The following is a 14,116-nucleotide window of genomic DNA, read 5'->3' as shown; positions in this document are numbered from 1 at the left end:
GCGCAGACAAGGGAGCGTTGTAATGGTCGAAAAGAAACTGCAAGCGGTGGAAAAAGTTGCCGTGAGTGAAGCCGAATCGGACGCCCGCGCCGAGGTTGACGCACAGATCGCCGAGCTGCGCGCGGAAATCGCCCGCCTGACGGAAGCGGTCACGGCGATCGGAACGAGCACGAAAGCGGTTGTGCAGGGCGAGGCGGATCTTCTGGCTGAGCGCGTGCGCGAGCGTGTGCGCGAAGAGCCTCTGTCGACCCTGGTTGCCGTTGCGGGCGTGTCCTTCCTGTTCGGTTTGATGTCCCGGCGCTAGCGGGTGAGGCGGGTCTTCGCCCGGATTGCCGTTGTTACCTTGGATACATCGCCGGGACCGTTCGACAGACATACTGAACGCAGGTTGGGGTTGCAGATCGTTTATTAGTAATCTGTTAACCAACCTGTGGCTCAATCGAAGCGGACCCGGTATCATCGGGTCGCGTCGTGAACCAGAACAGCAACATCCGGGCGACCGGAAGAAGGAGCAAACGAGAAAGGCGCGCCTGTCCAGGAAAGATCTGGGAAAATGCGCTGGCCCGAGAAGGGCAGGGTGAAATCTGTACGGTAGTTCATCCGTCTCAAGATTTGTGGAGACGAGCATGGCAGACGTTATCAGAATTCAGGACCGCAAGGTTCGTATACCGCCGCACCGGCCTCCGGCCATTTCGGGTGGAGCGAAAGTGCTGCTGTTCACCGGCATCCGCTACGAGCGCCTCGATCGCGACCCGCAGCCGACAGCGCCGGACGGACGCCGCATCAAGAAGCAGTGAGCCGCGGCACTCCTGCGTATTAGGCCACACAAACGGTCGCGTTCAAGACACTGTCCTTGCCCGGTTCTGCGGGCTCATCCCCCATGCACTGCTGCGCCCGACGGGGCATCGAATCATCGCCGCGCATCTCGGCGTGGATTTTCTTAGCTTGCCGCTGTTGCTCGACGACCATAGCGGATGGTCTAGCGACGGAACGGTTCGCAGGTCGATTCCGCAAGGAAGTTCCGGACCTGCTCTTCAAAGCTGTCGACCGGCGCCATCGCTCTCAGCACGGCAAAGCCATCCTGTTCCTTCATCTCGACCATGATCGATTGTGCAAGCGCCTGTGGCGGAGATTTTCGCAACTCGACCAACTGGATTGGCGTTGCGACGACAAGGTCCAGTTTGCCGTTGACCGCCGTGTGGTCGTTCATGCTGAAGACCTCGTTCGAATTGCCGTCGAAGACGGCGAGCGACCAGAACGGCACGTTGCCGCTTGCGAGGAAACGCGCCGGTCCATCCGAGATCGAGAAGCTGCAGACCGCGGTTCTCAGATAAGGATCGTCATTGGCAAGGCCAGTCGGCCCTGGTGTGCTGGTCAGCGCAAAGAAGCTGTCCATCTCCAAAAGCCCGAGGATGCGGGTATAGGCATCGCGGCCGGTGAACTGCGGCAGCGCCAGCACGATGATGATGTGCAGCAGGGCGGCGCCGACCAGACCGAGAATTGTGGCGAAGAGCACGCTACGCATCGCCGCAACCCGTCTTGGTGATAACCGGCATGGCGAGATCGATCAGGCCGGACGAGCCGGCCGTCGGCGTATCGAGCAGCGTCAGCACCAGCCGGAACGTGCCCGAGTGGCGCACGGCCAGCCAGTTGTCGGGCTTCGCATTCGGCGACACATGGATGCTGAAGTTGCTGTTTTCGCCGCGCAGAACGCTCCAGGAATTGAGCGCCGAGGGGAGGTCGGAACCGGGCCTCAGTGGCAGGCCTTCGGCATTTGCGGCGTAAAGCGTCCAGAACCGGGCCTGCGGCGTCAGCCCCGCAACATCATAGGAGCAGGCCGCCTGAAGCTTCTCGCCCTTGCTATCGACCTGGGCACTGAACATCAGCCCTTCGGCGCCGCCATAGAGCAACTCGCCGGCGCGCGCCCGATGTGCCTTGGCATAGGGGTCGGCATTGGCCGTCTGCGCCTCGGGAAAGGCGACCCAGGGGCCGATCGCGATCGAGCCGAAGCCGACGGTCGCTTTCAACGCCCATACCGCCGAGGCGATGCCGCCGCCGAAGGCGATGGCAAGGGTAAGCGCGACGAGGAAGGGGATTCGAAACAAGGGCGACTCTACCGGATATGGTCCTGCGGCGTAGCACCGCCGCGTTGACACCCTATGTCGCCGAAATCCGCGCCCGGCGCAACGGCGACCGCGTCGCCGGTCCCGAACCCGACACCGCAATCGCGAAGCGGAAGAAGAGTGGACATGCCCGAAACGTCAGTTGCTGGCGGCATCGGGCTTCGCCTGTGCGGACCGTGGTTCATCATCCGCGCCGAGAGAGGCAAGCTTGCCGCCGGCCTTCTCGGGCGCCTTCAGTGCGGGGGCCTTTTCGAAGGTCTCGCCGATGCTGCGCAGCAGCCGGGTGACATCGGTCGAAAGCGAGCGTGGCCGCACCAGCGGCGGCAATGCGTTTTCGTCCGGCTTCGCGGTTGCCACCTGCGGCGGCTGCTTCGCCGGCGCCGTCGGCGCGGTGATCCCCGGGATCGTCCGGTGTTCGATGCCCTGTTCGGCGTAGTCCATCAGCCGCTTGAAGGTCATCGCCGGCAACGAGCCGCCGGTCATGTTGTTGGTCGAGGTGTAGTCGTCGTTGCCGAACCAGACCGCGGTCGTATAGTCGCCGGTGAAGCCCACGAACCAGGCGTCGCGATAGGCCTGTGTTGTGCCGGTTTTGCCGCCGACGACGATGCCGTTGTCGAGCGCGGCCTTGCGCGCCGTACCGATGACCGGGATCTGCGTCAGCATGGAGTTCATCGACGTATTGGCGGTTTCGGAGAGGATGCGCCGGGCCGGCGGCTCGTCACGTCCGAAATCGTAGAGAATGTCGCCGTCATAGTTGAGGACCTGGCTGATCCCGTGCCGGCGTGACTGCATGCCACCGGCTGGGAAGACCGCGTACGCCGTCGCCTGGTCGAGCACGGTTACTTCCGAGGTGCCGAGCGGCATGGTCTTGTCCGTGCGGATCGGCGTCTCGATGCCCATGTCCTTGGCCGTCTGGGCGATCAGGTCAGTGCCGAGCTTGTCCTTGGCGAGGCGCACGGGAATGGTGTTGATCGACTTGGCGATGGCCGTCAGGATGGTGATGCGGCCGGCATAGCTGCGGCCATAATTCTGCGGCGACCATCCGCGCCAGGTGATCGGCGCGTCGACGACAACCGTTTCCGGCGTCATGCCCTTTTCCATCGCTGCCGCGTAGGTATAGACCTTGAAGGAAGAGCCCGGCTGACGCAGGGCCCGTGTCGCACGGTTGAACTGGCTCTCGCCATAGTCGCGGCCGCCGACCATGGCCCGCACGGCGCCGCCGTTTTCGACCATCACCAGCGCACCCTGCTTCACGCGGAAGCTCTCGCCATATTGGCGCAGGCTCGATTCCACCGAATCTTCAGCGGCATTCTGCAGGCCCATGTCGATCGTGGTGCGCACGATCAGCGAATGCTGTGCGAAGGGGCGGGCGATGCGCTGGACTTCGTCGAAAGCCCAGTCGAGGAAGAAGTCGGGCGCCTTCACCTGGGCGCGGTCGATGACCGTCGCCGGGTTGAGGCGTGCGGCGATCACCTGGCCTTCGGTCATCAGGCCGCCCTGGACGAGGTTGGTCAGAACCTCGTTGGCGCGTCCGCGTGCGGCCGGCAGGTTGACGTGCGGGGCGTAGCGGGCTGGCGCCTTGAAGAGGCCGGCAAGCATCGCGGACTCGGCAAGGCTCACGTCGGTGATCGACTTGCCGAAATAGAACTGCGCCGCGGCTGCCGCACCGAAGGTGCCGCCGCCCATATAGGCGCGGTCGAGATAGAGCCGGAGGATTTCCTTCTTCGACAGGTTGCATTCGAGCCAGACGGCGAGGAAAGCTTCCTTGATCTTGCGCTCGATCGTCCGCTCGTTCGACAGAAAGAGGTTCTTGGCGAGCTGCTGCGTCAGTGTCGAACCGCCCTGGACGACTCCACCGGCGCGTGCATTTTCGGTCATGGCGCGGGCAAGGCCGAGGAAGTCGATGCCCCAATGGTCGAAGAAGCGCCGGTCTTCGGTCGCCAGCACCGCCTTGATCAGATGATCGGGCAGCTCGTCGATCGGTACGGAATCTTCGTGGATGATGCCACGATGGCCGATCTCGTTGCCGTAACGATCGAGGAAGGTGACGGCGAAATCGCTCTGGGCACGCCAGTTGCCCTTGGTTTCCTCGAAGGCCGGAAGGGCGAGCGCCAGCATCAGCACCGAACCGACAGTGCCCCAGTTCATGCCTTCGCCGAGCACCTCGAAGACGGCTTTTTTCCAGCCCGTCACGCGGAAGCGGCGGAAGAAGATGGTGGTGTCTTCCCACCATTGCCCCAGCTTGAAACCGGCATTCCAGACTGAGGAATCGATCCAGGAGTCGATCCTGAGAAAGATGTGCCGTTTCTTCGGCCGATTATCGTCTTTCCTCGGTTCCCGCACGGTCTCAACCACCTGAAGGCTCTACGGCATCATGCCGGCGCCATGTAATATTTGCACGGCGTCAAATTCCAATCTACTTGCATATCGCGCCGCCGGCCTTAAAAAACCGGCAATTTTCTGCGAAATTTCTGTATCGCGAGCGATTTGACGAAAGTGTGATGACGATGGGCGAAATGCCTTTCTGGAAGGCGAAAAGCCTTGAAGACATGACCGATACCGAGTGGGAAAGCCTCTGTGACGGCTGCGGCCTCTGTTGTCTCAACAAGCTCGAGGATTGGGACACCGGCGAGATCGCCTGGACCTCGATCCGCTGCACGCTTCTCGACGGCGAAAGCTGTCGCTGCAAGGACTATCCCAACCGCCAGGCGACCGTGCCCGACTGCATCCAGCTGACGCCGAAGGCCGTGCGCGAGATCACCTGGCTGCCGCCGACCTGCGGCTACCGGCTGGTGGCTGAAGGGCGCGATCTCTACTGGTGGCATCCGTTGATTTCGGCCGATCCGGAAACGGTTCACGCCGCGGGCATTTCCGTCCGCGGCCGCACCGTTGCGGAAGACGGCATCGACGTCGACGACTATGAGGATTATCTCGTCACCTGGCCGCTGGAAGTGGGGCAGGAAAACGTGGAGTGACAAGGGGTTAGTCGAGGCGGCGGAATCGTTTTGGCAGTGTGTCGGCCGCGACGCCTCTAATGGCTGCCGCCGTTCTTCTTGACGAGGCTCTTCGGCGCAACGTTGCGCCACGCCGTCTCCATCGACTGCCGCACGAGATCCTCGTCGGCCTGGACGAAATAGAGCGAGGTCCAGCCACGGTCGCCCCAGCCGCCGGGCACCGCGGCGCAGACGCCGGGTTCCATCTCCAGAAGCATGCGCTGCTGATCCGGTGTGAACTTGAAAACGGCGCGCCCGGCTTCCGGCAGGCTCATGAAAATACGCTTCCCAACGCGGAAATCTCGCGTTCCGAAATGCGCATTCTCCTCCGTTCCAGGCAGGCTTAGCGCGAGTCTTTCGATCTCTTCCGTCAGCATGAAGAAAGATTAACATGCTTTTGCCGAATGGCAAAAAGGCTGAAAATCACTACAAAAATTGCAAGGAGTGTCCTTGAAGCGCGGGCTCGAGAAGGGCGCTGGCGGAGCCTGATCGGGCTGCGTTTATGGCCTTTGCGGTCAGTGGTCGATCACCCACGGCATAGGGCCGGAAACGCCGCGACCGGCGGTGGTAGGCTCACCGCCGGTTCGCTACGGAATGTCGAAGAACGCCTTAAACAGGCGCTGTCCGACGACAATCTATGGATATGGAGGTGAAGGGCCGTGACGCCTAGGCGCGCCACTCAGGCGGGCCTCATTCGGCCGGTGCGACCGGCTTCGGCGTTGCCTCGCTCGCGGCGCGCATCTCACGCCATTCGCTCTCGAAACGGTCGAGCAACGATTGCGGTACTTTGGACTGCTGAGATGCGGGCTGGTTGTTTGCGAGCGTCTGCATGCGATCCTCCCGGGTTCTGTGACGGTTTCATGATGTAAGGTGTGGCGGACAATTTCACATCGCAAAGGCTTTGTAAATCAGTGGCTTAAATCATTTAAACGATTGAAAAATCTTTAAATCGATTAATTTTTCGTTTATACACAGCACGCATCGCGCCCGGACGTCAACAGGTTTAAGTTGCAGGTATTTTTGAAGTAATTTACGCGCATAGATTGCGGCAAAGGGCCAACCGTTTCGCGGCTCTCTATTAAGAGAGAAACGGTGCTGCGGCGTGATCGGTGCCGTCATGACGGATTGCGTCGACTGGTTCGAAGGACACGATGGCTGAGCCTTGTTCGGGAGCGGCGCCGACGGACCTGAATCAGTTTCTGAGATGTTTGATTCACGCTGCGAGCGACAGCCGCCAAAGGATTCAAAAGAATCGAGAAAATGCGTGCGCAGCCATGCCGCGCTTGATCGGGAACGGGTTCTTTCGCGTTAGCGCATGCCGGCGAAGAGATGCTAGCGAAACATGCTTAACGAAAGCTGACCGTTGGCTGGCGTCGTCTGGTGGCCTTGGGTTCCGGGCCGTGTTCCTCGCGTGATTGCGTCGCTAAAACTGTCGCAGGAAGCGGCTATGGCTTGGCAAGGGAATGAGCAATGCGGGTTTCCACCAGGGAAGAATCGCCGCAATCTAAGGTCGGATTTCGGGGAAGGTAATGCGTTTCCCGGTAGTGCCTGCCGGTCCAAATGGCCGACATTCATTTGCCATTCAGCCTCGTTCGGTTATTGCTTCTGCCATGATGCTTCCCAAGTCGAAAGTGCGTTCATGTCTTCACCAGTGATCATAGCCGCGCTTGCTGCAGGCCTCGCCGGCTTCAGCCCGCCTGCGATCAGCGTGCCGTCGGATATTGTCGTTCGTGTGTCCGGCGATTGCAGCGCGGCTGCAGCGCAGGTCGTTGCCGACACTGGTGGCGAGTTGCTGTCGGCACAGCCGACGTCCGATGGCCAGTGCGTGATCACCGTGCTTGTTCCTGGCAATGGCGGTAGGCCGAAGAAGGTCACCGTCAAGGTGCCGATGTAGGCTATCCCTGCAGCGCCGCGTGCCGTATCAGGCGTACGAAGGTCGCTGTAGCACTTTGAATGGCTGCGTGTTCTTATCCTTAAATCAGCCAGATTTGGCGAAGCATGCAGCAGGATGGCCGCGAGAGGAAGTAAAGACGGATGCGCATTCTGATTGTCGAGGACGACGCCAACCTGAACCGGCAGCTCGCCGAGGTGCTGAAGGAGGCCGGCTACGTCGTTGACCAGGCCTATGATGGCGAGGAGGGGCACTATCTCGGCGACGCCGAGCCCTATGATGCCGTGATCCTCGATATCGGCTTGCCGGAAATGGACGGCATCACCGTGCTTGAGAAATGGCGCGGCGACGGCAAGACCATGCCGGTTCTGATCCTGACTGCGCGTGATCGCTGGAGCGACAAGGTGGCTGGCATCGATGCCGGCGCCGACGACTATGTTGCCAAGCCCTTCCACGTCGAAGAAGTTCTTGCCCGCATCCGCGCCCTGATCCGGCGCGCCGCCGGCCATGCGAGCTCGGAGATCGTCTGCGGCCCAGTGCGCCTCGACACCAAGGGTTCCAAGGCAACGGTCGATGGCGTCGCATTGAAGCTGACGTCGCACGAGTTCCGGCTGCTCTCCTATCTCATGCACCACATGGGCCAGGTCGTTTCGCGCACAGAATTGGTCGAGCATATGTACGATCAGGATTTCGATCGCGATTCCAATACGATCGAAGTGTTCATCGGCCGGCTGCGCAAGAAGATCGGCAACGATCTGATCGAAACGGTGCGCGGTCTCGGATACCGAATGCAAGCGCCGGGCAATGGCAATTAGATCGCTCACCGCACGCGTTCTGGTGGTTTCCACCGTCTGGGCGGTGGTGGCTCTCGTCGTGATCGGCGTGGTGATTTCCGAGCTTTATCGCCAGGGCTCCGAGCGCGGTTTCAAAGACCTGCTGCGCGCCCAGCTCTTCAACGTCGTCAACTCGATCTCCGTCAACGAGAGGACGGTGCTGTCGGGCAGTCCGCAGCTTGGCGACCTCCGGTTTTCGCAGCCGCAGACCGGCTGGTACTGGATCGTCGATCCGATCGGTGAGTTCGATACGCCGCCCCTGATCTCGACCTCGCTCGGCAACGGCAAGCTACCGATCGCCAGCGTCGACGAGGTGCCGTTCGATACCGGCTATGTCCGCTTCTACACCACCAAGGATCCCTTCGGGAACGAGGTCGAGGTCTCCGAGACCGAGGTCGTTCTCGACATCCAGGGCCATACGGCGCGCTTTCGCGTGGCGGGCAACCGCGACGTGCTCGAAGCCGATATCAACCGCTTCACCCGCAACCTGACGATCGCGCTCTCCATCTTCGGTCTGGGAGGGCTCGGGGTCAACGCGCTCACCATTCTCTTCGGCCTGAGGCCGCTCGATGAGGTCCGGCGCTCGATGGAAAAGATCCGCGCCGGCGAAAGCGAACGGTTGGACGGCGCTTTCCCGCGTGAGATCCAGCCGCTCGCCAACGAGGTCAATGCCCTGATCGACAGCAACCGCCGCATCGTCGAGCGCGCCCGCATGCAGGTCGGCAATCTTGCCCATTCGCTGAAGACACCGATCGCGGTCCTGCTCAACGAGGCCCGGGTGCTCGAGGCATCGCATGGCGAGTTGGTGCGCACTCAGGTCGATGCAATGCAGACCCAGGTTCAATCCTATCTGAGCCGCGCCCGGATTGCGGCGCAGCGCGAGTCCGTGCTGGCGCGGACCGAAGCACAGCCGGCGCTCGAACGCCTCGTGCGCGTCATGCGCAAGCTCAATCCGGAAAAGCAGGTCCATCTGTCGATCAACCCGCCGGGACTGGTTCTTGCCATGGAGCTGCAGGACGTCGAGGAGACCGTTGGCAACCTGCTCGAAAATGCCGCCCGCCACGCCCGTGGCGAGGTGTGGCTGAATGTCAGGCCGGCACCGAGCGAGGTTCATGCCAAGGAGCCCGGCCGGCAGTGGATCGTTCTCGACATCGACGACGACGGGCCGGGGCTCAATCCCGACCAGATCGCAGTGGCGATGAAGCGCGGCAAGCGGCTCGACGAAAGCAAGCCCGGAACCGGGCTCGGTCTTTCGATCGTCAGCGAGATCGTCCGGGAGTATCAGGGCACCATCACCCTGTCGCGACGGGACGAGGGAGGGTTGCGTGCGGAACTGGTTTTGCCGGCGGCCGTTTAGAGGGTGATGAGGAAATGCGCGGGTCCGGCGTCGCTCGCTTGCGAATCCATCGTGATTTAGGGGTCACACCCGTGCTTGAAAATGTCACACCCGCAGGGCTCGCCGTTGCCTCGGCACGCGGGGAATGCCAAAAGAAAATCAAGGACTAGTCGTCATCGTGCTCGAATGGAACGAGCTTAAGAATGCGGCTTCGGATAGGATGATTGAGTGTCGCGGATCATGAGGAACCAGGCAGAAATGACACGGGCTATTGTCGTCGGCGGCAGGATCGTTGTGATCGCCTCGGCCGTCGCGCTTGCCGGATGCGGCACGACGGGCAGCAAGGGCGCGGCCGCCGGCCTCGGCTCGACGGCAACGCGTGGTGCGACCTCGACCAATTACATCGCGGCACTCCAGGGTGGGGTGATCGCGCGTCTCACCGATCTCGACATCGGGACATCCGACCGTCAGCGTGCTCTGGAAGCGGAGTACCGCGCACTTGAAGCGGCCCCCGGTGGGCAGCCGGTGACCTGGGACGGGCGCGGCGTCAACGGTTCGGTCGTTGCAGCCGCTCCCTATCAGGTCGGGTCGCAGAACTGCCGCCAGTATAGCCACACGGTTACCGTCAAGGGACAGCCGAAGACGGCGCGGGGTGCTGCCTGCCGCAACCCGGACGGCAGCTGGACACCGCTGACCTAAGGCGTAGCCGGTCGCGCTCTCCCGGATGTGCTCAGGCGGATCGAGCCGCCGTTGCGGCGAAACGCCTCAAATCTCCGTCATAAGGGGTTTTCGAGTTGGAATGGCATGGGGGCCATAGTATTGAGCTTCCATGTTGTTCTGGATCCTCGTCGCCACTCTGACGGCGGCTGTTGCTGTCGTGCTCATCCTTCCGCTGCTGCGGGCGGGGGAAGCCCCGTCGTCTCCCCACAGCCATGATGTCGAGGTCTATCGCGACCAGCTCGAAGAGTTGAAGCGGGACCAGGATAGCGGCCTGATCGGCGGCGACGACGCCGAGCTTGCGCGCGCCGAAGTTGCGCGCCGGCTGCTGGCCGCTGGCGAGAGCGACAGTGAGGCGATTGCGGCTGCCGCGCCGCGCCGCGGTGTCAGCCGTCTGGCCCAGGCCTTCGTGCTTCTCTGTCTTCCGGCCGTCGGCCTCTGTCTTTACTTGCTGACGGGCAGCCCGGGCATGCCGGCGCAGCCGCTGGCCGCCCGCCTGGCCGATCCCAATGGCGACATCAACATCCTGATTGCCAAGGCTGAGAATCATCTGGCGGTAAACCCGAATGATGGCGCCGGCTGGGACCTGCTTGCGCCGATCTACATGCGCAACGGCCGTGTCGAAGATGCGGTCGATGCCTATGACCGGGCGATCCGCCTGCTTGGCCCGACGCCGGCACGTCTCGGCGGCTATGCCGAGGCGATGGTCGTGCAGTCCGACGGCGTCGTGACGAGCAAGGCGCAGGACGCGCTGAAGCAGGCGCTGACGCTCGATCCCAATGACCCGCGCTCGGAATTCTATCTTGCCCTCGGCCTCAAGCAGGAAGGCAAGAAAGCGGAAGCGCTGACTGCCTTCAACCGACTAGTCGCGACATCACCCGCCGACGCGCCCTGGCTGCCGCTCGTCAAGCAGCACGTGGCAGAACTGGGGGGCGCCGGCGCCACCAGCGCTGCAGCGCCCGGCAATCCAAGTGCCGATGACGTGGCCGCCGCCGAAAGCATGAGCGCCGGCGATCGCCAGGAAATGATCCGGGGCATGGTCGGCAGCCTCGAAAGCCGGCTGAAGGAAAATCCGGATAATCTCGAAGGCTGGGCGCGTCTGATCCGCTCCCATGTTGTCCTTGATCAACGAGACAAGGCACTGGCCGCGCTAAGGGAGGGCCTGAAAACCTTCCCGGCCGATGGTGACGGCGGCAAGCAGCTGCTGGCGCTGGCGCGTGAGCTCGGGATTGCCACCGACGGAGTAACGCAATGACGCGCAAACAAAAAAGACTGGCGATCATCGGCGGCGGTGTCGGCTTCCTGGTGCTTGCAGCCTTCCTCGTAATGTTCGCCTTCAGCCAGGCGATCGCCTATTTCTATGTGCCGAGCGACCTCGAAAAGGCCAACGTACCGCCGGGAACCCGCATCCGCCTCGGCGGTGTCGTCGAAACCGGCTCCGTCAAGCGCGGCGACGGCAAGACGGTGACCTTCACCGTCACCGATACGCTGAGCGGCGTGCCGGTCACCTATACCGGCATCCTGCCTGACCTGTTCCGCGAAGGGCAGGGCGTGGTGACGGAGGGAACCTTCGTTGCCGGAAGCTCGGTCTTCGTGGCCGATTCCGTTCTTGCCAAGCATGACGAGACCTATATGCCCAAGGATGTCGCCGACCGTTTGAAGGCGCAGGGCGTCGAGCTCAGCGGGAAGGAAACCATCAAGTGATCATCGAGCTCGGACACTACGCTCTGGTTCTGGCGTTGGCGACGGCGGTCATTCAGGCCGCCTTACCGATCCTTGGCGCACGATTGAACGATCGCGGCCTGATGGAACTCGCATCCAGCGCCGCCGTCGCCTGCTTTCTGCTCGTCGCTTTCGCTTTTGCCGTCCTCACCTTCGCCTATGTGACCTCGGATTTCTCGGTCCGCAACGTCTGGGAAAACTCCCACTCGCTGAAGCCGCTGATCTACAAGATCTCGGGCGTCTGGGGGAACCATGAAGGCTCGATGCTGCTGTGGCTGTTGATCCTGACGTTCTTTTCGGCGCTGGTTGCCGCCTTTGGGCGCAACCTGCCGGAGACGTTGAAGGCAAACGTACTCGCCGTGCAGGCTTGGATCGCGATGGCCTTCGCGCTCTTCATCCTGCTGACGTCCAATCCGTTCGCTCGGCTGATGCCCGCGCCGGGCGAGGGCAAGGACCTGAACCCGATCCTGCAGGACGTCGGCCTCGCCATTCATCCGCCGTTGCTCTACCTCGGCTATGTCGGTTTTTCGGTCTGCTTCTCCTTTGCCATCGCGGCCTTGATCGAGGGCCGCATCGACGCCGCCTGGGCTCGCTGGGTCCGTCCCTGGACGCTTGCCGCCTGGACCTTCCTCACCGCCGGGATCTCCATGGGTTCGTACTGGGCCTATTACGAGCTCGGCTGGGGTGGTTGGTGGTTCTGGGACCCGGTCGAAAACGCCTCCTTCATGCCGTGGCTCGCGGGGACGGCGCTTTTGCACTCGGCGCTGGTCATGGAAAAGCGCGAGGCGCTGAAGATCTGGACCGTGCTGCTTGCGATCATGACCTTCTCGCTGTCGCTGCTCGGCACCTTCCTCGTGCGTTCGGGTGTCCTGACTTCGGTCCACGCCTTCGCCACCGACCCGACGCGCGGCATCTTCATCCTCGCCATTCTCGTCTTCTTCATCGGCGGTGCGTTCACGCTCTTCGCCCTGCGCGCCTCGCACCTGAAAGCCGGCGGCATCTTCGCGCCGATCTCGCGTGAGGGTGCGCTGGTCTTCAACAACCTCATCCTGACGACGGCGACCGCGACGGTCCTGACCGGCACGCTCTATCCGCTGGTGCTCGAAGCGCTGACCGGCGACAAGATCTCCGTCGGGCCGCCCTTCTTCAACATGACCTTCGGCCTGTTGATGCTGCCGCTGCTCTTTGCGGTGCCTTTCGGCCCGCTGCTTGCCTGGAAGCGCGGCGACCTTGCTGGCGTTTCGCAGCGGCTCTTCGCAGCGGTTGCCATCGGCCTGCTCTTCGGCGTCACCTATTATTACTTCATGAATGGCGGCCCGGTTCTGGCGCTCTTCGGCATTGCCCTTGGCGTCTACGTGATTGTCGGTTCGTTGACGGACCTGGCGCTGCGCTCCGGCCTCGGCAAGGTCGCAGGCAACGTCGTCTGGCGACGCTTCTCCGGCCTGCCGCGTTCGGCTTTCGGCACGGCGCTTGCGCATATCGGCCTCGGCGTCACCCTGATCGGCATCGTCGCCGTCACGGCCTTCGAGACCGAAACCGTGGTCGAGATGAAGCCCGGCATGACGGTGGATGCCGGTGGCTACACCCTGCGCTTCGACGGCATGCGCAATGGCAGCGGCCCGAACTATTCCGAGGAGTCCGGCCACTTCACCATCAGCCGCGGTGGCGCTGCGATTGACGACGTCTGGTCTTCGAAGCGTCTCTACCAGGCGCGCCGCATGCCGACGACCGAGGCGGGCATTCGCACCTTCGGCTTGAGCCAACTCTACGTCTCGCTCGGCGATCAGATCAGCGAAGGCGGCATCGTCGTGCGCATCTGGTGGAAGCCGATGATCCTGTGCATCTGGGGCGGTACCCTGTTCATGATGGCGGGTGGTTTCGTCTCCTTGAGCGACCGCCGCCTGCGCGTCGGCGCGCCGGCCAAGGCCAAGCGACCGAAGGCGGTGCCTGTGGGGGCTGCGGAATGAACCGTCTGCTCCTGGCACTCCTGCTGTTGCTCGCGCCTGTCGGCTCGGCCTTTGCCGTCAACCCGGATGAAGTGCTTGCCGATCCCGCGCTCGAAGCGCGGGCGCGGGCGATCTCGGCGGAGCTGCGCTGCATGGTCTGCCAGAACCAGTCGATCGACGATTCCAACGCCGAGCTTGCCAAGGACCTGCGCGTGCTTGTACGCGAGCGGCTGGCGAACGGCGACAGCGACAAGGCCGTCATCGATTACGTCGTGTCCCGCTATGGCGAATTCGTACTGCTGAAGCCGCGCTTCGAGACGAAGACCCTGATCCTCTGGGGCATGCCGGCGACCCTGCTTCTCGTCGGGGCGATTACCCTCGTCATCGCCTCTCGCCGTCGCGGCGCCCAGCCAAAGGGGACGCCGCTTTCCGAGGACGAGAAGGAAAAGCTGAAGAAGCTGCTTCAGCCTTAATGCAGCGCTCGCCGAACGCGCATTCGTTGGATCGGCTTCAGCACTAATCTCTTGATATCGCTTGAGATCCCTGCCGGTGGCG

16 protein-coding genes are annotated in these 14,116 nt (G+C 62.6%); 11 read left to right on the top strand and 5 right to left on the bottom strand.

All coding sequences use genetic code 11. The features are described from left to right. Nucleotides 1–22 precede the first annotated feature (22 nt). Together BLU15_RS06210 and BLU15_RS39465 are read left to right on the top strand one after the other, a co-directional pair. Complete coding sequence (locus BLU15_RS06210; protein WP_060516210.1) at nucleotides 23–304, top strand: hypothetical protein; 282 nt, start codon at nucleotides 23–25, stop codon at nucleotides 302–304. Nucleotides 305–626: 322 nt separating this feature from the next. Continuing rightward, nucleotides 627–797, top strand: a complete 171-nt coding sequence (locus BLU15_RS39465; RefSeq protein ID WP_164475067.1) for a hypothetical protein — start codon at nucleotides 627–629, stop codon at nucleotides 795–797. Nucleotides 798–979: 182 nt separating this feature from the next. On the opposite strand, the gene BLU15_RS06205 is transcribed toward BLU15_RS39465, so the two are convergent. The 3 genes from BLU15_RS06205 to BLU15_RS06195 all read right to left on the bottom strand — a co-directional run bounded on the left by BLU15_RS06205 (nucleotide 980) and on the right by BLU15_RS06195 (nucleotide 4,478). Further along, nucleotides 980–1,525 carry a DUF1254 domain-containing protein gene (locus BLU15_RS06205; RefSeq protein WP_034789350.1) on the bottom strand — a complete coding sequence of 182 codons (546 nt, stop codon included), beginning with the start codon at nucleotides 1,523–1,525 and terminating at the stop codon, nucleotides 980–982. Then, nucleotides 1,518–2,105 carry a DUF1214 domain-containing protein gene (locus BLU15_RS06200; RefSeq protein WP_034789353.1) on the bottom strand — a complete coding sequence of 196 codons (588 nt, stop codon included), beginning with the start codon at nucleotides 2,103–2,105 and terminating at the stop codon, nucleotides 1,518–1,520. The genes BLU15_RS06205 and BLU15_RS06200 overlap by 8 nt, the downstream gene beginning before the upstream one ends. Before the next feature lie 156 nt (nucleotides 2,106–2,261). After that, complete coding sequence (locus tag BLU15_RS06195; RefSeq protein ID WP_090294666.1) at nucleotides 2,262–4,478, bottom strand: transglycosylase domain-containing protein; 2,217 nt, start codon at nucleotides 4,476–4,478, stop codon at nucleotides 2,262–2,264. Between the two features lie 152 nt (nucleotides 4,479–4,630). Here BLU15_RS06195 and BLU15_RS06190 point away from each other — a divergent pair, with 152 nt between their 5' ends. Then, nucleotides 4,631–5,098 carry a YcgN family cysteine cluster protein gene (locus tag BLU15_RS06190; RefSeq protein ID WP_034789489.1) on the top strand — a complete coding sequence of 156 codons (468 nt, stop codon included), beginning with the start codon at nucleotides 4,631–4,633 and terminating at the stop codon, nucleotides 5,096–5,098. A 56-nt stretch (nucleotides 5,099–5,154) separates the two neighbouring features. Here BLU15_RS06190 and BLU15_RS06185 read toward each other — a convergent pair whose 3' ends face one another. Then, on the bottom strand, nucleotides 5,155–5,493 hold the full coding sequence (locus BLU15_RS06185; protein ID WP_034789357.1) for an MmcQ/YjbR family DNA-binding protein: 339 nt from the start codon (nucleotides 5,491–5,493) through the stop codon (nucleotides 5,155–5,157). Between the two features lie 313 nt (nucleotides 5,494–5,806). Continuing rightward, entirely contained in the window at nucleotides 5,807–5,947 is a 141-nt protein-coding gene (locus BLU15_RS39460; RefSeq protein ID WP_164475066.1) for a hypothetical protein, read from the bottom strand. Between the two features lie 808 nt (nucleotides 5,948–6,755). On the opposite strand from BLU15_RS39460, the gene BLU15_RS06180 reads away from it, so the two are divergent. From BLU15_RS06180 to BLU15_RS06145, 8 genes are all read left to right on the top strand, one after another. Beyond that, nucleotides 6,756–7,010, top strand: a complete 255-nt coding sequence (locus BLU15_RS06180) for a hypothetical protein (RefSeq protein ID WP_034789359.1) — start codon at nucleotides 6,756–6,758, stop codon at nucleotides 7,008–7,010. A gap of 140 nt (nucleotides 7,011–7,150) precedes the next feature. Then, entirely contained in the window at nucleotides 7,151–7,822 is a 672-nt protein-coding gene (feuP, locus tag BLU15_RS06175) for a two-component system response regulator FeuP (protein ID WP_034789361.1), read from the top strand. Next, entirely contained in the window at nucleotides 7,812–9,197 is a 1,386-nt protein-coding gene (locus BLU15_RS06170; protein WP_034789363.1) for an ATP-binding protein, read from the top strand. Before feuP ends, BLU15_RS06170 begins: the two co-directional genes overlap by 11 nt. A 237-nt stretch (nucleotides 9,198–9,434) precedes the next feature. Next, nucleotides 9,435–9,875, top strand: coding sequence for a membrane protein (locus tag BLU15_RS06165; protein ID WP_034789364.1), 441 nt, complete (start codon nucleotides 9,435–9,437; stop codon nucleotides 9,873–9,875). A 130-nt stretch (nucleotides 9,876–10,005) separates the two neighbouring features. Then, entirely contained in the window at nucleotides 10,006–11,148 is a 1,143-nt protein-coding gene (gene ccmI, locus BLU15_RS06160) for a c-type cytochrome biogenesis protein CcmI (RefSeq protein ID WP_034789365.1), read from the top strand. Then, nucleotides 11,145–11,597 (top strand): cytochrome c maturation protein CcmE, encoded by a 453-nt coding sequence (gene ccmE, locus BLU15_RS06155; protein WP_034789366.1) that lies wholly within the window; start codon nucleotides 11,145–11,147, stop codon nucleotides 11,595–11,597. The genes ccmI and ccmE overlap by 4 nt, the downstream gene beginning before the upstream one ends. Beyond that, nucleotides 11,594–13,582 (top strand): heme lyase CcmF/NrfE family subunit, encoded by a 1,989-nt coding sequence (locus tag BLU15_RS06150; protein WP_034789367.1) that lies wholly within the window; start codon nucleotides 11,594–11,596, stop codon nucleotides 13,580–13,582. Before ccmE ends, BLU15_RS06150 begins: the two co-directional genes overlap by 4 nt. Beyond that, nucleotides 13,579–14,034 (top strand): cytochrome c-type biogenesis protein, encoded by a 456-nt coding sequence (locus tag BLU15_RS06145; protein WP_034789377.1) that lies wholly within the window; start codon nucleotides 13,579–13,581, stop codon nucleotides 14,032–14,034. Before BLU15_RS06150 ends, BLU15_RS06145 begins: the two co-directional genes overlap by 4 nt. Nucleotides 14,035–14,116: the final 82 nt, after the last annotated feature.

Source organism: Ensifer sp. YR511 (genome assembly GCF_900103045.1).
Lineage (GTDB): Bacteria > Pseudomonadota > Alphaproteobacteria > Rhizobiales > Rhizobiaceae > Ensifer > Ensifer adhaerens.
This window is presented reverse-complemented; position numbering and strand designations above follow the sequence as displayed.